We start from the raw sequence: 20,473 nt of genomic DNA, 5'->3' as shown, positions 1-20,473 counted from the left end.
TTTACAGGGGTGGCCACACTGAACATACCAGATACTTTAAGCAAGCACCCCCGGATGTGGGACCTCTACACTCTCAAACACGAGTACGTCCCGCCCCGGGAGGACGTGTGCCGTTCCATTTACGTGCCGAAGGACCGGAAACAGATACTCCGCCCTGTCGCCTCCAGCTACCTGGCCCACAGTGGCCTGAAGGCAGAATACCCTGACGGCAAAAAGTTCGCCGTCATGCTCTCCCACGACATCGACGACGTCTATCCTCCGTTATCCCACACGCTGCTGTCCTCCGTTTACCACGCGAAGAACCTGAGGCTGGGCAAGCTCCGGAGGGAACTGCTGTGGAAGGTCTCCGGCAGGCATACCAGCCCTTACCGGAATTTTAAGGAGATCATGGAGATCGAGAGGCAATACGATGCGAAGTCCTCGTTCTACTTCATGACCGCAGACAGGGACATCAAGCGGCACCGGTACGACATCGAAGAGCTGGAAAGCGATCTCGGCTACATATCCGACAGCGGCTGGGAAGTCGGGCTGCACGGCGGCTTTTACACCTGCGCCGACCTCGGGGAGATGAAGAAGGAAAAGGCCAGGCTGGAGAAAGTGCTCGGCAAACAGGTCGTCGGCTACCGGAACCACTACCTCCGGTTCAGGGTGCCCGTCACCTGGGAACTCCTCGCCGAAGCGGGCTTCAAGTACGACACCACGCTGGGGTACAACGACGTGCTCGGATGCAGGAATGGCATGTGCCACCCATTCAAGCCCTTCAGCCTGAAAACCGGGAAAGAGATCGACCTGGTGGAGATCCCCCTCATCATCATGGACGGCACTCTATTCGGCGCCTCGGAGTCCTTTTCGGAAGCCTGGGAGCTGGCAAAGCGGATCATCGATGATGTCGAGCGGTATAACGGAGTCGTCACAGTCCTCTGGCACAACAACGTCTTCAGCTCCGCCTTCCGGGAGACGTGGAAAAAGATATATATAAATATATTAAAATATAGTAGTGGTAAAAACGCCTGGATCACAAGCGGTGAAGAGATCTGGAAATGGAGTTGCAGGAATGACCATTGCACTGATAGACAATAAAAAAGTATGGGATGATTTTATCGATCAGAGCCCCCAGGGCCAGCTGTTTCACAAGTGGGACGCGCTGAAGATCATCGAAAAGCACACCGGGTACAAGCTGTTTACCTACGCTGTCTACAAAGGCAATGCCATCATAGGGGTTTTCCCGGTGTTTTACCGGAACATCAACGGCATCAAGGCGATCTTTTCCCCGCCTCCCAACACCTGCGTGCCATACATGGGCTTTGCCATGTGCACTGAGTACTCGGGCTTAAAGCAGAAGCGTAAGGAGCACTACCTCTCCTCCGTGGTGGACGAGGTGAACGCGGAGATCAACAAGCTTGGCCCCAATTTCATTTCGGCCAACATCATCCCCGGGTTCATCGACGTCCGGCCTTTCAAGTGGAACCACTACGCGGGAGACCTGAATTTCACCTTCATCATAGACCTGGAGCGGCCCCTCGAGGACATCATGGCCAGCTTCGACTCGACCTGCAAAAAGAACATCAAAAAAATGGAGAAGCTGGACCTACCCATAGAGCCGACTACGGACGTGGAGACCTTCTACGACATCATGAACCGCCGGTACAACGAGCAGGGCATCAAGATGCCCATGATCAGCGCGAAGTACCTGAAAGACATCCGGGAAGCATTTCCTGACAACATCAAGCTCTATTTCCTCTACAACGAGGGCAAAGTAGCCGGGCTCAACGGGAACATCGAATATAAAGACAAAGTCACGCTCTGGCTCGGCAACGCTAACATGCACATGGACTTCGCAGCCAATGACTATCTGGTGTGGCAGTTCATCAAGAGCGCCAAAGAGCGGGGCTTCAAGAGGCTCGAAATTCAGGGGGCCGGTGAAAAGCGCCTCTCAGAATTCAAGTCCAAGTTCAGCCCTACCCTGGAGCTGTGCCACTACATCTACAAGAAGGACAACCTGGGCAAGCTGGCAGAGGTCGCCTACGCGAACATCGTCAGAAAGAAATGGGTGTGACACCATGAAAGTCGCCATCACCAGAAACGAGCAGGCAGGCTACTGTAAACAGCCTCCGTTCCACCCGCCGGAAAAGTATCCCGAATACCCCTTCGGGGACTTGTGCTCTGATAACCCCTGTTATGGAGAGGTCAGGGACGTCCTGTACCGGCTCGGCCTGGACAAAGAGCACTTCGGCACCCCGGAGTGGAACCCCCTGGGCGAAGTGATCAGGCCGGGCGACCGGGTGTTCCTCAAGCCCAACATGGTCAGCCACAGGAATAACGCGGGCAGCGTCGAGGCCATCATCACCCAGGGCTCCGTCATCCGGGCCGTCCTCGACTACGTTTTCATCGCCCTCCAGGGCAAGGGCAGCATCGGCATAGGCGACGCTCCCTTCTTCGACACCGACTTCCCGGAGGTAGTGAGACTCACCGGCCTGCAGGAGGTCGTGGACTACTACCGGGACGTCGCAGGCATGCACATCGATCTGCTGGACCTGCGGCAGGAGAAAGGCCAGGTCCGGTTCGGGGCGCTGAAAAAAGAGCCCCTGCCCGGCGATCCTAAAGGATACGCGGCAGTCGACCTGAAAGGCGACTCCGCCCACGCCGAGATCATCGGCCAGTGCGACCGGTTCAGGCTGGGCTACTACGACAAGAACGAGCTGGTGAAACACCACAACCGGGATCGGAACGAGTACCCGATCGCCGGCAGCATCCTCCAGGCAGACGTGATTATCAACCTCCCCAAACTAAAGACCCACGGGAAAGCAGGGATCACCTGCGCGCTGAAGAACCTGGTCGGCATCAACGTCTTCAAAGGCTGGCTGCCCCACCACCGGGCAGGCTCAGCCGAAAGAGGCGGCGACGACTACGAGCGCAGCGACTTCCGCCAGGATCTCATGGGACGGCTCAAGGACGAGATCCCCAGCCAGAGCACCGTCCTGACCATGATCCCCCTCAGAGCAGCCTGCGGTGTCCTGTTCTTCTCAAAATACCTCGTCCCCTTCAGGGCGGACGGCCCCGGAGGAAGCTGGCACGGCAACGATACCATCCCCAGGACGATCTCCGACCTCAACCGGATCATCTTCTACGCCGACAAGAACGGCGTCATGCAGAAGACCCCCCAGCGCCGGATGTTCATACTGGTGGACGGCATCACCGGAGGCGAAAAAGAAGGCCCCATGCGAAACACCGCCAAACCCTGCGGCGTCCTCATCGCCGGCACCAACCCGGTGGCAGTAGACCTCATCTCCAGCATGGTCATGGGCTTCGACTACAGGAAGATCCCCACCTTCAAGTACGCCATGAACGCGGGCAAATACCCCATCTTCACCGGCGCACCCGAAGACATCAGGATCTTCGCCGAAGGCTGTCTCACCCCCTTAGACGTTTACCACGTCCACAACTGTCACTTCGTGCCAGCCGACGGCTGGCAGAACTATGTGGAATACAGGCCTGAGGGGAAAATTGACAGCACCCCGCTCCAGACTGTCGCCGCCCGGTGAAAACTGCATGCTGCCGGATGGTTACAGGAACCACAGCGGTACGGAGACGGTTACATTATAAGATCAGTTTACAGCCATCCGTTTTATCGTACTTTGAGTACTTCGGGTACTTCGCGTACTTCGAGTAAATAGTACGGGCGCTCGTATGTAACATTTCAAGAATGAATCGTGGATGAAAGGGAATTTTCAAGCAGGGCTATGAAAAATTTAATGTTTGCCCTGCTATTGGTCGAAAATACCGCCAAGCCCGCCAAGGGGCCAAGCTCGCCAAGCTATATACACCTATTCGTCTAAATTCTGATCGAAAAGCCCTTGGCGAGCTTGGCTTCTTGGCGAGCCTGGCGGCTTACAAACGCAAGATCAGAGCAACCGTAGCTCAAATATTCATAGGACTATTATGTAGTTGTCTCTTTGTCGTCAGCCCGCCATGTCGCCGTGGATCAAGTTACCATCCGGCAATAAATCTCTGGCTCTCGCCGACGGGGTTACTCTCAGCAAAGCTGTTTAGATGTACCCGCTCACTCTGGCAGAATCGTATACCTGGTCGTACCGGCCGAGGTTGGCCCAGATTTCCGAGTCTTTGTAGTAGTAATCATAGGTGTCTATTCTCGGGTACCGCTTGAACTCTCCGATGTTGTTCGTGGAGAGCTTGAGGGGCCTTTTTTCCAGCTCGGCGTTTCTGATCAGGATGATATCGTCAGGGCTGCTTTTGTAGAAGTCGGTTTTGTCGCCGGCGACTTCGAGGATGTTGAACTGGGGGTCGTATGGCGTGCTGTCCAGGTAGCGTGTCGTGATGAAGTCCGCCTGAATCATGGCTGTAGTGCCGACGGCTATGCGGTCGAAGCCCGCTATCTCATCCTGGGTGAGGTAGTATGTGTAGAATGGCCTTTTCACCAGCGGATTGTCTGACGCGACCCAGTCGTTGGTGATCGAGAGCATCACCCATACGGCGAACAGGAGTATGATGCAGGCTTTGACGTACTTGTTCGACCGGGTGAGGAGAGCGGCTATGCCGGCGCTGCTGACGATGGCCAGGAGGAAGGGGGTGTACTCCGCGAACCGGTCGATGCTGAAGTTGTACAGCAGCTTGTTGAACAGGTACAGCGGGCCGGGGAAGGTGATCCAGATAAACATAAAGGCCACGACGGCAAACAGCTTCGCCCGGACATTGAACCTACTGGAGAGCAGGATGACGAGCGCTCCTGTCAGGATGAAAAGCACCGCGGGCGAGTACTGCAGGTAGTTGAAGATTTCGCTGAGCGGCGTCAGTACCACGGATTTCGTGACGATTCCTGAGGGTGCCTGGAGGACGATGTTGTTGTACAGCTCCTGAAGCAGGATGGGCCCGAAGAAGTACCAGTAGGCCAGCGTAGCTCCCACTGTGAGCGCGAGGTACCTGAAGTTGATCCTGCGGAGCCGCTCATCCTTCTTCATGAGGACTTTCTGGACCACGTATAGCGAGCCCAGGATGAATAGGGCGAAGATGATCGATACTGAGTGGTAGACGATCACGGCCAGGGTTGCCAGAGCGATCAGGAGCAGACAGTACTTTTGCCTGCCATCGACCGCCAGGTAGAGGATAAACGCTATCAGGACGACGGCTACCGCGCTGGAGATGCCGGAGATGCTCCAGTAGGTGATGTTGGGGAAGAAGAATGCCAGCAGGGCGGCGATCATCGCAGTCTTCTGGTCTTTGAACAGCCTGATCGCCACCAGGTATGCCAGCAAGGGCAGGCAGAGGAAGATAATGCAGCCTGTGATTGCCATGACTTTGTCAGTGGGGAACGTCCCGTCCCCTATCATGTATATGATCGCATTCAGGATGTGCCACAGGGGAAAAGCCTGGTAGTCGAAGAAGACCTCTGTGACATGTCCGGTCTGGACCACGCTGTTCACGTACTGGTTATGAATCATCACGTCGGTCCTGCCGATGAACCTGAAATACTTGAGAGTCACCCCGAGGTTGAGGTTTGCCACCAGGCCCATGATCTGCAGTAAGACCAGGGCAATTCTTTCTCTGGTCGGGCTGAACTTCATGATCTGGATGAGCACGGTGATCGTCATCGTCGTAATGATCAGGAAGTACGCGAGAGGCCGGAGATCGTAGACGGTGAGCAAAATGGCCGAGAGTGAATAGCAGAGAAGGTAGGCTACCAGTAGCAGCCTGAATGTGCCTTCGTCCAGGCTCGCCGAAGTGCTTTCCTCCCTGGTGCTCAGGCTTCTGAATAGTATGGAGACCAGGAGGAGTGGTATGACGAGATACAGGCTCAGGATCAGGAAATTTGTCTGGCCCAGGGCCGTGGTCAGCACAATTCCTGCGATGCCTATGATCGGGAGCAGGTACATTGCAATTGTTCCGATCGTCTTGTACGCCTGTTCTGAGTTAATGTTAAACAAGCTCATGGCAAACACCCTATATGATGCTCAGTTCTCGTCACTGCGATAAGACGTCAGGCAAAGCCGCCCAGGAGACGGCTTTGCATGATCATCCAATGTAGCCTCCTACGGACGCGGAGTCATAGACCCTGTTGTACCCTCCCAGAGTGCTCCACATACCTGCGTTCGAGTCGGCGTACTCGAAGGTATCGAACCTCGGGATGCGCTTGAAGGTATCCTCCTCGATCCTCGATATCTTCAGCGGCCTCTTTTCCAGCTCGCCGTGCCTGACCAGCATGACGTCGTTCGTCCCGTTCAGCAGGAACCGGGAGCTATCGCCGGTAACTTCCAGCATGTTCACCTTATCGCCGTACCTGGAGCTGTCCAGGTACCTCATCGGAATGTAGTCGGCCATCACCAGCCCTGTCGCGCCTTCCGCTATGCGGTTGAAAGCCGAGGTCTCGTCCTGTGTGAGGTAGTAGGTGTAGAACTGCCGCTCGACCAGCGGGTTATCCGAGGCGACCCAGTCGTTGGAGATGGACAGCATGACCCATACTGCGAACAGCACGATCACGCATGCCCGGAGGAATTTGCTCGATCTGTAGAAGACCGCTCCGATGCCGGCTGCGCAGACTACGATCAGTATCGGATACGTGTATTCTGCGAACCGGTCTATCCCGAAGTTGTACATGAGCTTGTTCACGAGGTACTGCGGCCCCGGAAAGGTCAGCCACATGAGCAGCAGGGCGGCGAGGGCGAACAACCTGGCCCTGGCGTCGAACTTCTGGGTGAGCATCAGGGCGAGGATGCCGATCACTATGAAGAGTACCGACGGCATGTACTGCAGGTAATTGAATGCCTCGGTGGTCGGCGCTGTTATAATCGACTTGGTGATAACGCCTGAGGGCGCAGGCACTACGATATTAGTGTACAGTTCATGCAGCAGGATGCTGCCGAACACCGCCCAGTAGGCGAGCGTCGCCACTGCCGTGATCACGAGGTACCAGAGATTGAGCTTCTTGAGCCGCTCTTCCTTATTGAGCAGGACTTTCTGCAGCATGTACAGTAGCGCCAGTATGAGGACTACGAAGATGATCGATATTGAGTGGTAGACGATGACTGCGGCGGTGGCCAGCCCGATCAGGAGCAGCTTGTGCTTGTTCTTGTTATCGATCATCAGGTACAGGAGGAAGATCAGCATGAGGGAGGCTACGCTCCTGGATATGCCCGACATGGTGAAGTAGGTCATGTCCGGGAAGAAGAATGCCAGCAGCGCCGCTATCAGGGCGAAGCGCTGGTCTTTGAACAGCCGCAGCGTGATGAGGTATAGCAGCACCGGGAGGCAGAGGAAGATCAGCCCGCCAGCGATGGCGATGATCTTGTTTGTCGAGAAGTAGCCGTCGCCTATGATATATATGGCCGCGTTCAGGATGTGCCACAGGGGGAAGGCCTGGTAGTCGAAAAAGATCTCTGTGACGTGCCCTGTCTGCACCAGGCTTGTGACGTACTGGTTGTGGAACATGACGTCCGTCCGCCCGATGAACTCGAAGTACTTCATGGTCACCCCCCAGTTCACGTTCAGCATCAGCGCCATGATCTGCGCCAGGATGATCGCTATCTTTTCCCTGACCGGCGCGAACCCGAGGATCTCGATGAGCACTGTCAGCGTCATGGTCACTACCGTGAGGTAGTACAGGAAGGACCTGACTTCGCTGATGGTCAGCAGGATGACGGAGATCGTGTAGCACAGGAGGAAGGCTACCAGCAAGAGCTTAAAAGCGCTGTCGTCGAGGCTCTTGTACTCCTTTTCCTGCTTGCCGAGGCTCCGGAATATCACCGAGCCTATCAGTAAAGGCAATATCAGGTAGGTGCTCAGGACTAAAAAGTTCACCTGGCCTATGACTATCGTGGCGATAATCCCTGCTATACCGACAACAGGGAGCAGATACAGAGCTGCAGTCCCTATTCGTCCGAAAGTCCTTTCCGAGTTCCGGGTAAATAAGCTCATAACCAACCTTCCATTTTGATGATGCCGAGGACGATCAAAGCCATGATCAGGTAAGTGGTCAGCATGGCATAGCCGACTCCTACGACACCGAAGTAGATCAGGAAAATGCAGGACAGCCCTGCAAACAGTACGAACAGTACCACGTTCAGGGTCAGCACGCTTCTCACTTTCATCCTCACGTTCTGGATGGGTATCATCAGCGCGTAGATCGCGAAGAAGAAGCTCGAGAACGCGATGATCCTCAGCAGATCGGTAGACTCGACGTATTGCGCCCCGAATAGCGCGAGTACCGAGCTTCCGAAGAAGTATATGAAGATGTTAGCGGGGATCAGGATTGCGTAGATGATTCCAAGCGCCCTGAACGCATTCTTGCGCAGCGATTCCCCGTGGCTGCCCTCCACGAGCAGAGACGTGCCCACGGAGTAGGGTATCTGGAAGAAGAAGCAGCCGATGGTGAACGCGATATAGTACTTGGCCGCGGCCACCTCGCCGAGGATGTTCAGGACCAGGATAGGCGTTATAGAGTACGTGGCGTTGTAGAGCATGTTGGAGATGTAGTTCCCGGAAAAGAAACTCTTGTACTTCTGGAGGAACCCGTAGTCCACGTCCCACGCGAACCGGACAAACTTTCTCATCTGGTAAAATACCAGGATACAGACCAGCACGTAGGCAATTCCTATGGCAGACAGGATGCCGATCGCGCCCAGGAAGAACAGGGGTACCAGGAACACTATCCTGGACATGAGCACGATGTTCTGGGAAAGAGCGTACTCGGCCTTTCTCAGGCCTACGAACGCGCTGCCTGTCACCATCACGACTGAGCTGATGATCACGAAGAACAGGAAGATAGTACCGTACAGCGGCTCCTGGATGAATCCCAGGTCAGGGGATACGATGCCTGCTATCATAATGTAGACGAGCCCGAAGATGAAGGCGGAGACGGTGGTCACGATCAGGCTGGTGTTGATGACCTTGTTCTTGTCGTGGGATCCGAAGAACCGCATGATGGAGTTTTCCAGGCCGAAAGTGGAGAACTGCAGGATCAGCGTGGCGGCCGAGAACAGGGCTGTCGCCAGGCCTACGTTTTCTATGGAGTAGAGCCTGGCTGCGACCAGCCAGAAGACGAACCCGGTGACGACTGTCAGGAATCTGGTTGTGATGATGAAGAATGAGTTTTTATAAAGCTGGATGTTCAGGCCTTTCCTGACAAACCCCGCCAAATTCACGTCAGCTAGTGCCATACCACATAAATTATAATCAGCTTACTATATAATTGTTTCCATAGTAAGCACATGGTAAAAATCATGCCGGAGTAAGCCTTTTTACTGATATTGCGGCACGCCTTGCGCATAAAAAGTTACAGTCCGAGTTGCAGGGAATCCTGCCGCGCTTCTCTCTCCCGGCCTGTGTCCTGCGCCCGGGTCACGAGGAGGGGAAGGCGGAAAGTTTGCCATGGGACTGCTCACTCATCACCTTGTTGATGACGTACTTGTACTTGCCCGCCCGAGTCTTCTCTATGCGGTCGACGATGTCGAACTCGATGTTCCAGCCCTGGCTTCTGGCCTTGATCAGCCGGACGATGTCCTGGAGCTGCTTCTGATCGAAATCTCTGCCCGTCGATATCCTGACTACGATCCGGTCCAGCTTCTCCTGGACGATCTGGTATTCCCGCACCGACATGATCTCGTCGAAGATGGTGGCGAAGAACAGCGAGTTAATCGCTTTTCCCTCCGGCGTGATCAGAATGTCGCCGCTTCTGCCGCAGATCTCCTTCAGCAGTTTGTATCCTCTGCCGCAGGGGCACTCCTCTTCTAACAGGTTGCCGATATCGCCGGTATCGTACCTGAGGAAGGGCATGGCATAGTTGTGGAGGCTGGTCCCGACGATCCGGCCTTCCCCGTGGTCGAGCTGGTTTCCATCTTCATCTACTACCTCGGCGATGCTCCTCTCCGTGTAGATGTGCATTCCCCTGTGTTCGGAGCACTCGAAGGCCGTGACGCCGTCGTCGTTCAGCCCGTACCCGTCGTACACGTCGCAGCCGAATACTTTGCTTATCTTCTCCCTCATCTGCGGGTAGAGCTTTTCAGAGGTGGTAAACACGCTCATGGGCTGGTGTACTTTGAGGTCGTTCTCCTCCAGCCATCTCGCGAAGAAGTAGATGGAGGACGCGTAGCCCCGGAGGAACTTCGGCTTGAACGTGTTCATGACGCTGACAAACTGCCGCATGCCTTTATCGTCCATGTCGAAGGACGAGAACTTCCGGAGGTTTCGGGCTATCTCGTGGAATCGCTTGACCAGGTACGGTTTCGGGCCTACGCCCAGAGAGGTGCCCGCGAGAAAGATCGTCTTGTCACCCAGCTGGTAGCCGCCGTAACCCCAGCCCCGGTATAGTATAGCTCCGCTCAAAAACCTGTCATGGCTAGTGATCCTGTACTTGAACGGGGTGCCCGTGGAGCCTCCGGTAGTCTCCTCCTGGTACTTCATCCGGTTCAGGTGCAGGGGCTTGAAGTCCTCCCAGTTTTCCCTGATCACGCTCTTGGTCAGGATCGGCAGCTTCTGCAGGTCCTCGATCGTCCGGATCGACTCAGGCTTCAGCCCGAGGCTGTCGAAAAGCCGGTGGTAATAAGGAATATTATAATACGAGTAATAGATGATATTTCTGAGCTGCTTCTCCTGTTCTGCCTTTAGTTCTTCGTAAGGCTTCCACTGAGATTTCACCAGCCTGCTGTAGGTGGGATAAAACTCGATGTCTCCGACTTCGTGCGTAAAGATAAACAGATACTTGCTTAACGTACCACTGTTACCGGACGTCTGCAACTTTAGGGCATTCATGAATACTGCTCCGGAAAGATAGGGTGTTCTTGTTCCGGGCTGACGGATGCCCACCGCACCTCAGAGACCCCCGAATATGTCCCTTATACGGTATCTAGACAGCCATATGCCCGGAATGCTATTATTGAACTATTGTTTATATATCAAAATTTATATTTAACTCTTTTGTTACCCTGCCTATAGCATGGTAATTGTAGAATTATTTCCGACAAACGCCGGATCAGTGGACATAGGTGTGACATGGTGAACGATAACCGAAAACTGATAAAACGTCAGGGTGTCAGGCGGACGTTCTCGAAGGCGATCCGTACACGATCGCTGGGCTGTGCAATCTGTGACCCTGGCACAGCGCAGCGTTCGTCATCGGATCGCCCGCATCAGACGCCTGCCAAGGCAGGCGTCCTGGCGGGCGAAATTTCCGGATAATGTCAGGAAAAATTATCTATTGCTTATATAGGTTATAGAATTGGTTCTACTTTCTCAGGTATATAGTGAAAAATTTTTACCATCCTAAGTAAAAAGTATATATAAGATTGCTCTTTAACCAACAGACAAGGAAACCGTCATCCGGACGCTGGTTATCAGAGGTGATCACTCGGAAGATGTATCTGCCACTTTTCGCGTCCGGGTGACAAAAACGTAAAAACAGGTGGTGAAAATAATTAATAAACGGATAATATCGACGGCCCTGATCGCAATGGTCCTGGTGTCGTTACTGAGCTTTGTGCCCAGCGCCGCCGTGGCTAAAACGATCACGGTCGGCTCGGGCGGCAGCTACACGAGCATCCAGTCCGCTATCAACGCGGCCAGCGCTGGCGACACCATCGTCGTCAACAGCGGAACTTACTCCGAAAGCATCACATTAAACAAAAATATCATCCTCCAGGGGTCCGGCTCTCCTGTACTTAGCCCGGGCGGCAAAAACGGCATCACTGTGACCGCCAGCGGCGCCACAGTGCAGGGCTTCACGATCAAGGGAGCGAAGCACGGCATCCTGGTCAGCGGCGCCAGCAACGTCGTAGTCAAGGGTAACACTGTTACCGGCGGCAGCGGTGACGGCATTCGCCTCACCGGCGCCAACTACGCTACCGTCAGCGGCAACACCCTCAACTCCAACTACTTCGGCATCGAGATGTTCGACACGAAGGGCGCTACCATCTCCGGTAACAGCCTGAGCACCAACCACGAGATCGACATCTACATGGAGCGTGTCTCCGACGGCACCATCAAGGGCAACAATGTCGGCGCGAACGCCGGCGCGAACAACCAGGGCGGCGACGGCATCGGCATGAGATACGGCACCAACATGCTCATCGACGGCAACACCGTCGGCAAGCACTACTACGGTATAAAGGTCTACTACTCCAACAAGACCACCGTCTCCAACAACGTAGTCAAGGACTCGGGCTGCAATATCCGGTTCGACTTCGACTCGACCAACTGTGTCGCCCGGGGCAACACCGTCAGCAACGGTATCGAAGGCATCCTGATCAACAGCAGCGCCAGCTACATCACTGTCGAAGGCAACAAGCTGTTCGACAACAGGCAGGCCATCTACATCCTGAAGTGCAACAACCACGTCATTCAGGGCAACACCGCCTACAGCAACACGTACGGCGTCAGGGCTCAGAGCACCTCCGGAAACAAGATCATCGGAAACGACTTCGTCGACAACACCTACGGCGTCTACCTTTCCGGCAGCAACAACCAGGTTTACCTGAACGACCTCAAGTCCGTGTCAGTATCCGGCTCGGGCAACACCTTCAGCTCCCCCAGTGCAGTCTCCTACAAGTACAACGGGGCCAGCTACTCGAGCAGGCTCGGGAACTACTGGACCGGCTACACGGGATCTGACAGCGACAAGAACGGCGTAGGCGGCACCAGCTACTCTAACGGCGGCGCCACCGACTCGTACCCGCTGATGGCCAAACACACGAACTACGTGACCTCAGCCAACCCGGTGCCTACGACGACTCCGAAGCCGGCAACACCGACTCCGACCGCCACCCCGAGGCCGACCACTGCTCCGACCGCTACCCCGACGCCTGCGCCGGGCTCCATCCTGCACGACGACTTCGGCTACCACCAGACGAACCTGTGGAGCAAGACCTCTTCGGCCAGCGGCCCTGAGGGCACTAAGTACCTGCCCGAGAACATCGAGTTCGTCGGCAACTGCCTCGTGATTAACGCAGACGCAGTAAAGCACACGGGCGGAGAGTACAAGAGCCTGAAGGCCTACTCGTACGGCAACTACAAGGCCAGCCTGAGGGTCGACCTGACCACCGGCACCTACGCCACGCTCATGACCTCTGGCGGCTCCGACGAGATCAAGGTCCAGTTCCAGAAGGCTGACGGCAAGAACTACGTGTACTTCTCGACCACTGCAGCCGGTGCTCAGAACCAGTACAAGTACGAGCTGCCCTTCGACCCGTCGACATCATACCATGTTTACGGGTACAACTGGCTGGGAGACCGGGTACAGTTCATTATCGACGATAAAATCGTCTGGACTTCCACCAAAAACGTGCCAACCAAGGCAGGTAACCTGATCTTCAACCACTGGGTCGTGACCAGCCCGCCGGCCGGCTCGACCACCGGCAAGTTCCTCGCCGGATACGTCTCCGTCGACTCCAACGGGGCCGTAGCGCCGACACCCACGCCGACGCCGAAGCCGACCGCCACCCCGACTCCGACTCCGACTCCGACCTCGACTCCGAAGCCGACTGCTGCTCCGACGCCGACTCCGAAGCCGACCGCCACTCCCACACCCACTCCATCGCCGGGCACCCCCGACTACGCTGTGGACAACATGAGGACTATGGCGCACTACAACAACGACGTCAAGCGGATGGAACAGTTCAGCGTCACCAAAGGCACGACCCTGACCCAGGACGTCTACTATAAGAACATCGGGCTAAAAGCCGATACCTACACAGTCGTAGTATCCGGCATCCCGGCCGCCTGGTACAAGGTGAACATGTACGAGACCAGCACCGTCGACCCGTCCGACTTCCGCTCCGGCTACGTGACCATCACCCCTGCAGCGGCAGGCACCTACCAGGTGAACATCCAGGTGAAGTCCACGACCAACCCTGGAGTCCAGGACACGGTCAACTACGTGCTGAACGTGAAGTAAAGTTAAATGAAGTGAAGTGAGGGTAATACCTCACACCTTTCTTTTTTAAACCCCGGCTCCAGGGTACTCTCAACCGCATTCTCTTGCTCTCCAATCGCAACTTATTTATTTGTTAGACTTTATTTATAAAGATAATATTATAATGTTAAGGAGATGCTATTATCCCTGGAATGCGTTGTCTATTCATCTCAGTGCTGGCATGCCTGCTGCTGTGCTTTTTTGGCCAGTCATGCTGCCTGGCCGCAGAATCGGTAATCGTGGAAGGTAGCGGTAGCTACTCCTCCATCCAGAGCGCCCTTGATGCTGCCGTCCCGGGGAGCACTATCCTGGTTTACAGCGGCACTTACAACGAAGACCTGCACGTCGATAAGCGGGTTACTTTGAAGGGCGTGGACAACGGCGGCGGCATGCCCGTCATCTACGGTAGCGGCGCCGGCGACGTGATCACCATCACCGCCGACGGGGTCCGCATCGAAGGCTTCGTCGTCAAGAACTCGGAGAAATACGCGTCCGCCATACTGGTGGAATCCAGCGACAACGAGATCGTCGGCAATACTATTACCGAGTGCAACGAGGGCATCCGCCTCGACCAGGGCGATCGTAACCTGGTGAGGGGGAACACTCTTGTTGGCAACAACGGCGACGGTATCTACATCCACTATTCGGACGGCAACACCATCACGGACAACCGCGCAAAAAACAACGAGTTCGGCATACAGGGCTACAACCTGCGGAATAACGTCATCTCCGACAACCACTGCGAGGGCAACACCGGCATCGATATGTACTTCGAGCAAATCTCGAACTCCGTGATCAGCAATAACCGGATCGAGGGCAACGAAGAGTCCAGCCGCAGCGGCGGCGATGGCATAGGCATGCGCTACGGCTCGAATGTGACCATCCGGGACAACTACGTAGGAAAGCACTACTACGGTATCAAAGTCTACTACTCCGATACCACGACCGTATCCAATAACACTGTCGAAAATTCCGGCGTCAACATCCGTTTCGACTTCGGCACCCACGACTCGGTCATCAGCAACAACACCGTCCGCAACGGCGTCGACAACATCCTCGTCGCAGGCGAAAGCAGCAACATCTTCATCGAGTACAACCTCGTCTCCAACGGAAAAGACAGCATCTACCTCTTCGGCTCCGGGGACAACATCATCCGGCACAACAACGTCTACGACAGCACCTACGGCATCAGGCTCTACAAGTCCACGGATAACCTGATCATCCAGAACTACCTTCACGACAACGAATACGACATCTATCCCTCCGGCACCGGCAGCACCGTCAGAGACAACGACAGGCGCGCCAACTACTACGGGGAAGAGCCTAAAGTCAGTCCTACTCCTACGAGCACCGTGGATGCCAGCGCCGTGCCCTCCCCGAGGCCCGGAGAAGACGAGGACTTCTTCTCGTGGCTGTGGAGGATAATAAGCAGCCTGCTCTCGCTGTAATTAGAGGACAACAAGACGATCGCTGCACTGTGCTGGCGTCACAAATTTAGTTCGCAAAGGCGCAAGGTCGCAAGGGCGCCAAGCACTCGCCTTATGAAAAATGAGATATTCGGGCAGAGGCTATGAAAAATTGAAAGTTGGCCCTGTGTGAGTCGAAAATACCGCCAAGCCCGCCAGGAGATAAATGTCAGAGAGGAGGTTATGTAAGGTACCCGGAGGTCAGAAAGAATTAACTTAAAAAATCCTCTCTGACCTTTCCACACTCCCAGTCCTCCTTTCCGACCTCTCTAACCCTCTCCAACCTCCCAGTTTGAAAATCCTCCCCGGCCTCCCGGGAACTCTCAGACCTCATAACGTTTTTCATCAATTCTATAGCGCCGGCACAGCGCAGCGTTCGCATTGCTGTCTCGCCTTTTATGCTTACCCTATCTCTTGACCATGTTGATGATGCTCATCGCCAGCTCCACTTTCCGGTCCTTGATCCCGAAGAACGGGCGGAGCTCTCCCCCGAAGTTGCGGAAGAAGAACTCTATGCCGGGCACTGTGGAGCCCTCGAAGTCGAACTCGTTCAGATGCAGCTTCTCTTTCGTAAACTTGATCGCTTCCCAGATGAGCATCGGCATGCCGCCACGGGAGTTGCCGTCCATGCCGCCTCCGATGTAGTAGGATCTTTTGTTGTCCCAGACAAGCATCAGGCTCGCGAGGGCTTCGCCGCCGCTGTATGTGGTGAAGACTTCAGCGCAGCCTCTCTTTTTACAGTGGGAGTAAATGTTTTCCCACATCCGGCCGGTGATGCGGCCGTGGTCCTGGCGCGCCATGGTGAGGTCGTTCAGCCGGGCGAAGGTTGAGATGTCCCCGGTGGTGACCTCAAAGCCGTTTCTGGCCGAGCTTTTGATGTCGTTCCTGCGCTTTCTGGAGATGTTATTCCAGACGGTATCCAGGTTGTCCAGCTTCAGAATGTATGTATAGTGGAGTGTCGGACAGTAGTCAGACCACAGGAAGGGCTGGAGGTCCATGCTGTTCACGTTGAACGGGTAGTACAGGCAGGTTCCGAAGGGCTTGATGATCCGGGCGAAGTTGGCGTTGACGTCCTTCCTGAACGAGTTTTCCGTATGGCCTTTCTTCGTCCCGTCGGGCTTGAAGACTGACCCTGAGTAAGGGGTCAGGCGCGGGTTGATGATCCACCTGGTGCCCAGCTTTTTCCGGTAAGGCACCGGAAAGCCGGCCACGATCTCCCCGTTCTGGTAAGCCCCGAACAGCTCTGCCCGGTTGGCGTTGATGCCGGCACTGTCCTCGAAGATCTTGAACCACCAGCTCTTGTGAAAGAGCGTCCCTTCCACAGACTCGTCTACGAGCGTATCATAGATCTCGATGTCCTCTCCAGGTATGGGCATGAACTCCATTTTGTTCAACTACCTTTCTCCCGCCAGTGGTACGGCCGGGCGTATACTGCCGTGTCAGGAGTTGATTTCGCCTGCACGGCAACTATTTAATTATCGTGTTTATATTTATAAGAGCATAATATATAATATTTTTGCCGGTTATCCTGGGTTGCCCTGCTATGCGGGGCCTGGGGTAAAGGGTAACAGGAGTGTGCCCTGTAGTGACCTGCCAGATACTGACAGTGCTCCTGCGTACGTGGATCTTATAGGTATCGAGGGCACGGGTGTGTATCGTTTATGTGCCATGCTCTTGCTTTACAAGTCTATCTATAATAAACTATTAATATTAAAATCATCATATAACATGTGTTGACACCTCAGGTGAGTATATGATGCAGAACAGCGACAGCATATTTAATAAACATTCGACTACCGGAACCGGCTTTCCAGGAAAAGCGCTCGATACTTATAAAGACCTTCTAATCGTCCTGGGGCTGGCAATTATTTTACTTGTCTTTATCTATGTCCCGTTTCTCAGCCATAACGTGATCAGGTTTGCACTGGGGCTCGTCATGGTTCTCTTCCTCCCTGGCTATGCGTTTATAGCGGCGCTGTACCCCGGAAAGGAGGATCTCGGTAACCTGGAGAGGGCAGTACTGTCTGTGGGGCTCAGCATAATACTGGTCCCGTTCACGGGCTACATCCTCAACTACACGATCTGGGGGATTACGCTGAACTCCATCCTGCTGTCTGTCACAGCCCTCCTGCTGGTCTGCCTCCTCGTGGCGTTCGTGCGCAGGCAGTGGCTGCCTGCCGAGAAGCGTTTCATGGTGGACTTTCGCGGTCCTGTGGAGCAGGCGAAAAAGCTGGTACTGCCCGCGAGCAAGGACCGGAGCGACACGATTATCTCCGGGCTGCTAATCTGCTCCCTCCTGCTGATCCTGTCGGTCATCGGCTACCTCGTCGTCATGCCCTACCAGGCTGACAGGTATACTGAGTTTTACCTCTACGGCCCGGAAGGAAAGATGAGCAACTATCCCACCAACTTTACCCTGGGGGAGAAAAAGCCTCTCATCATAGGGATCGTGAATAAGGAGGGCATGTCGAAGGAGTATGACCTGGCGGTCACCCTCACCGACGGCAACCAGTCTCACCGCATCTTCCTCGACCACATGGTACTCGCAGATAACGAGACGCTGGAGAAGACCATCTATCTGGCACCTGACCGGGTGGGTAATATGCAGAACATGAGGTTCCTGCTGTACATGGAAGGCTCTCCGGCAGACCCGTACCGGGAGTGCAACCTGTGGGTCAACGTGACGGAGCCGGCCGTTAATGCCAGCGTCAGTAACGAGACTACCGTCACTCCCTAGTGTATATCCGTGCAAAGGCTTTACAGGGGGTTACTCCGGGCGGTTGATGCTCTCCGTCACGGGTGACCCTTCGAGCCAATTATTTACTTTAATATGTCCTGCTATGCCCAAATCTGGTGCGCGCCTGTGATAGCGGCATATCACAATTATTATATAAAATAAAATTTATACTTACTAAAAAAGCGGTTAGCTGGAGATCAGTCGTGATGGCATCGTCTGTATATTTACCGAATAGTGGTGAAATGGTTGCGGATTATGGCAGAAGTATCTGGCACGATGCCATAGTAAATAACTCTGCTCGCCCGTCCCGCAAGCTAAAAATCATGGTATTTGTCCCGTGCTACAACGAAGAAGTATACATCGGCAGCGTAGTTCTTCGCTCTAAGTACTATACGGACGATGTAGTCGTCATCGATGACGGGTCCTGCGATAAGACTGCCGAAGTTGCACAACTTGCAGGGGCGCATGTGATCCGGCATGAAGTCAACAAGGGGAAAGGCGCAGGAATTAAAAATGCGTTTGCTTATGCTAAGAAAGCCGATGCCGACATCCTCGTTCTGATGGATGGCGACGGGCAGCACAACCCGGATGAGATACCTCTGCTGATCAAGCCGATCATCTCGGGCGAAGCCGACATCGTGAACGGCTCCAGGTTCCTGGTCAAAGACAGCCACAACGTGCCGAAATACCGGCGCTTTGGACAGGGCGTGCTGAACGTGCTGACCAATGTTGTTTCCAGGCATAAGTTCACTGACAGCCAGAGCGGTTTCCGGGCCTTCTCCAGAAACACCTTTGACTGTTTCTCCTTTATGCAGACGGGAATGGGGATCGAGAGCGAGATGCTGATCGAAGCAGCCCGGGCTAACCTGCAGGTCAAAGAAGTTCAGATCAACGTGCGGTACGATGTCTCCGGGTCGACGCTGAACCCTCTGGTCCACGGCGTCAGCGTCGCAGGCTCGATAGTGAAAACACTCTTTCAGCAGAACTACACTGTCACATGCGGCTTTTGCGGGGTGTTGCTCCTGCTGCTGGGCACGACCGGTTTCTCTTTCCTGGCGATCGAGCCTTACGATCTCTCTCGTAATCTCCTCATAGGCATAACGTCTGTCAGTATGCTAAGCATTATTCTTGGCATCCTTTGTGTTTTTACGCTTCTGACCACTTCTGCCCGGGAAACCGGGCAGGTTGCGGGGCAAAGGTGAACGTCATGAGAATCGGGGTTTTCATCAACACGGCCGGGCAGGCTCACTTCTTCAGGAACATCGTAAGGCAGCTGGAAGCCGATGGCCATGAAGTAGCTATCGTCGCCCGCAATCAGGGAATCACCTGCGAGCTCCTGGATGAGCTGGAGATCCCGTACTATCCGTATTCTTCCACCCCGGACAAGTCTGCCCGGATCACTTCTTTCCCGTGGGACATCCTCAGGGCTTACCGGTACCTGAAAGAGAAGAGGCTTGATCTCATTGCAGGCTTTGGCATCTACAGCACCTGCGCAGCTCGTATGCTCCGCGTTCCTGACATCACCTTCTGCGACGACGAGCCTATGATCTATCCGGCATCCTATGCGGTGCCCTTCAACTTCTTTCGCAGGTTTACTGGCGCTCTGGTGACGCCATCTTCCTTCCGGCAGGCACTGGGTAAAAAGCAGATCCGGGTGTCCAGCTACAAGGAGCTGGCCTATCTGCACCCGAACCATTTCAGCCCTGACAGAGGGGTATATCAGCTCCTGGGCCTGCCCGAAGGATCTGACTATGTACTGCTGCGGTTCAACGCTTTCGACGCGATCCACGATGTCGGGATCACCGGCTTCAGCGGCGCCGACAAGATCGGGCTCGTCAGAGAACTGGAGAAGTACGCGCCTGTCTTCATTTCCACTTATGGAGAAGTCCCCGAAGAGATCAGAGACCGCCTTCTGCCAGTGCCCAAGCACAGGATCCATGACGTCATCAGCTTCGCGAAGCTGGTGGTCACGGATACGGGCACCACTACGACCGAGGCAGCCATGCTGGGCACGCCAGCCGTCAGGGCTATGACCTTCGTGAAGAACGACGCCGGCAACTGGATAGAGCTGGAGAAGAAGTACGGGCTGATCTACAGTTACGTCGAGCCAGGGAAAGCGATCGAAAAAGCCGTCGAGCTCATACAGCAACCCGATCTGCGAGAGCGGTGGAAGGCAAAAAGGGAGAGGATGCTGCAGGACAAGATCGACATGACCTCCTACATGGTCTGGTTCATCGAGAATTATCCGGAGAGCGTTACGAAAGTCTGGCACCCGGCCACACACCACTCCTATCAGCCCATAGTCGACGCCGGCACTACTCCATGATGTCAGCATCGTCCGCGGAAGGCTCCGTAAGC

General features: G+C 54.8%; 14 protein-coding genes. 8 read left to right on the top strand and 6 right to left on the bottom strand.

The genetic code is table 11. The features are described 5' to 3' along the window. The first annotated feature begins 9 nt into the window (after positions 1 to 9). Genes RCI_RS05810 through RCI_RS05800 form a run of 3 tightly spaced genes read left to right on the top strand, consistent with a single transcriptional unit; the run spans position 10 to position 3,542 of the window. Positions 10 to 1,080, top strand: a complete 1,071-nt coding sequence (locus RCI_RS05810) for a polysaccharide deacetylase family protein (RefSeq protein ID WP_012035472.1) — start codon at positions 10 to 12, stop codon at positions 1,078 to 1,080. Continuing rightward, positions 1,055 to 2,056, top strand: coding sequence for a GNAT family N-acetyltransferase (locus RCI_RS05805; protein ID WP_012035471.1), 1,002 nt, complete (start codon positions 1,055 to 1,057; stop codon positions 2,054 to 2,056). Before RCI_RS05810 ends, RCI_RS05805 begins: the two co-directional genes overlap by 26 nt. Positions 2,057 to 2,060: 4 nt before the next feature. Further along, positions 2,061 to 3,542: a DUF362 domain-containing protein gene (locus RCI_RS05800; RefSeq protein WP_012035470.1), complete on the top strand. Its 1,482-nt coding sequence runs from the start codon at positions 2,061 to 2,063 to the stop codon at positions 3,540 to 3,542. Between the two features lie 504 nt (positions 3,543 to 4,046). Here RCI_RS05800 and RCI_RS05795 read toward each other — a convergent pair. From RCI_RS05795 to RCI_RS05780, 4 genes are all read right to left on the bottom strand, one after another. Further along, positions 4,047 to 5,945: a hypothetical protein gene (locus RCI_RS05795; RefSeq protein WP_148266541.1), complete on the bottom strand. Its 1,899-nt coding sequence runs from the start codon at positions 5,943 to 5,945 to the stop codon at positions 4,047 to 4,049. A gap of 82 nt (positions 5,946 to 6,027) precedes the next feature. After that, positions 6,028 to 7,926 carry a hypothetical protein gene (locus RCI_RS05790; protein WP_012035468.1) on the bottom strand — a complete coding sequence of 633 codons (1,899 nt, stop codon included), beginning with the start codon at positions 7,924 to 7,926 and terminating at the stop codon, positions 6,028 to 6,030. Then, entirely contained in the window at positions 7,923 to 9,167 is a 1,245-nt protein-coding gene (locus RCI_RS05785) for an oligosaccharide flippase family protein (RefSeq protein WP_012035467.1), read from the bottom strand. The genes RCI_RS05790 and RCI_RS05785 overlap by 4 nt, the downstream gene beginning before the upstream one ends. Before the next feature lie 181 nt (positions 9,168 to 9,348). Then, positions 9,349 to 10,758, bottom strand: coding sequence for a phenylacetate--CoA ligase family protein (locus RCI_RS05780; protein ID WP_048198125.1), 1,410 nt, complete (start codon positions 10,756 to 10,758; stop codon positions 9,349 to 9,351). 697 nt (positions 10,759 to 11,455) lie between these two features. On the opposite strand from RCI_RS05780, the gene RCI_RS05775 reads away from it, so the two are divergent. After that, on the top strand, positions 11,456 to 13,894 hold the full coding sequence (locus tag RCI_RS05775; protein ID WP_148266540.1) for a NosD domain-containing protein: 2,439 nt from the start codon (positions 11,456 to 11,458) through the stop codon (positions 13,892 to 13,894). A 170-nt stretch (positions 13,895 to 14,064) separates the two neighbouring features. Further along, complete coding sequence (locus RCI_RS05770; protein WP_081477288.1) at positions 14,065 to 15,360, top strand: right-handed parallel beta-helix repeat-containing protein; 1,296 nt, start codon at positions 14,065 to 14,067, stop codon at positions 15,358 to 15,360. 229 nt (positions 15,361 to 15,589) lie between these two features. On the opposite strand, the gene RCI_RS16940 is transcribed toward RCI_RS05770, so the two are convergent. Further along, positions 15,590 to 15,760, bottom strand: a complete 171-nt coding sequence (locus RCI_RS16940; RefSeq protein ID WP_158308874.1) for a hypothetical protein — start codon at positions 15,758 to 15,760, stop codon at positions 15,590 to 15,592. A gap of 25 nt (positions 15,761 to 15,785) precedes the next feature. After that, a complete protein-coding gene (locus RCI_RS05765) occupies positions 15,786 to 16,763 on the bottom strand; it encodes a GNAT family N-acetyltransferase (protein ID WP_048198121.1) in 978 nt (325 codons plus the stop codon). A 368-nt stretch (positions 16,764 to 17,131) separates the two neighbouring features. Here RCI_RS05765 and RCI_RS05760 point away from each other — a divergent pair, with 368 nt between their 5' ends. The 3 genes from RCI_RS05760 to RCI_RS05750 all read left to right on the top strand — a co-directional run bounded on the left by RCI_RS05760 (position 17,132) and on the right by RCI_RS05750 (position 20,441). Continuing rightward, a complete protein-coding gene (locus tag RCI_RS05760; protein WP_052309912.1) occupies positions 17,132 to 18,115 on the top strand; it encodes a DUF1616 domain-containing protein in 984 nt (327 codons plus the stop codon). A 242-nt stretch (positions 18,116 to 18,357) separates the two neighbouring features. Further along, positions 18,358 to 19,317, top strand: a complete 960-nt coding sequence (locus tag RCI_RS05755) for a glycosyltransferase family 2 protein (protein WP_012035460.1) — start codon at positions 18,358 to 18,360, stop codon at positions 19,315 to 19,317. A gap of 5 nt (positions 19,318 to 19,322) precedes the next feature. Beyond that, positions 19,323 to 20,441 carry a glycosyltransferase gene (locus RCI_RS05750; RefSeq protein WP_012035459.1) on the top strand — a complete coding sequence of 373 codons (1,119 nt, stop codon included), beginning with the start codon at positions 19,323 to 19,325 and terminating at the stop codon, positions 20,439 to 20,441. Positions 20,442 to 20,473 lie beyond the last annotated feature (32 nt).

Origin of the sequence: Methanocella arvoryzae MRE50, from assembly GCF_000063445.1 — an archaeon.
Lineage (GTDB): Archaea > Halobacteriota > Methanocellia > Methanocellales > Methanocellaceae > Methanocella_A > Methanocella_A arvoryzae.
This window is presented reverse-complemented; position numbering and strand designations above follow the sequence as displayed.

Excerpts from the sequence above, each read along its gene's own strand:
- RCI_RS05805 (WP_012035471.1), top strand. The coding sequence starts at position 1,055 with ATGACCATTGCACTGATAGACAATAAAAAAGTATGGGATGATTTTATC.
- RCI_RS05800 (WP_012035470.1), top strand. The coding sequence starts at position 2,061 with ATGAAAGTCGCCATCACCAGAAACGAGCAGGCAGGCTACTGTAAACAG.
- RCI_RS05795 (WP_148266541.1), bottom strand. The coding sequence starts at position 5,945 with ATGAGCTTGTTTAACATTAACTCAGAACAGGCGTACAAGACGATCGGA.
- RCI_RS05790 (WP_012035468.1), bottom strand. The coding sequence starts at position 7,926 with ATGAGCTTATTTACCCGGAACTCGGAAAGGACTTTCGGACGAATAGGG.
- RCI_RS05785 (WP_012035467.1), bottom strand. The coding sequence starts at position 9,167 with ATGGCACTAGCTGACGTGAATTTGGCGGGGTTTGTCAGGAAAGGCCTG.
- RCI_RS05780 (WP_048198125.1), bottom strand. The coding sequence starts at position 10,758 with ATGAATGCCCTAAAGTTGCAGACGTCCGGTAACAGTGGTACGTTAAGC.
- RCI_RS05775 (WP_148266540.1), top strand. The coding sequence starts at position 11,456 with ATGGTCCTGGTGTCGTTACTGAGCTTTGTGCCCAGCGCCGCCGTGGCT.
- RCI_RS05770 (WP_081477288.1), top strand. The coding sequence starts at position 14,065 with ATGCGTTGTCTATTCATCTCAGTGCTGGCATGCCTGCTGCTGTGCTTT.
- RCI_RS16940 (WP_158308874.1), bottom strand. The coding sequence starts at position 15,760 with ATGCGAACGCTGCGCTGTGCCGGCGCTATAGAATTGATGAAAAACGTT.
- RCI_RS05765 (WP_048198121.1), bottom strand. The coding sequence starts at position 16,763 with ATGGAGTTCATGCCCATACCTGGAGAGGACATCGAGATCTATGATACG.
- RCI_RS05760 (WP_052309912.1), top strand. The coding sequence starts at position 17,132 with ATGATGCAGAACAGCGACAGCATATTTAATAAACATTCGACTACCGGA.
- RCI_RS05755 (WP_012035460.1), top strand. The coding sequence starts at position 18,358 with ATGGTTGCGGATTATGGCAGAAGTATCTGGCACGATGCCATAGTAAAT.
- RCI_RS05750 (WP_012035459.1), top strand. The coding sequence starts at position 19,323 with ATGAGAATCGGGGTTTTCATCAACACGGCCGGGCAGGCTCACTTCTTC.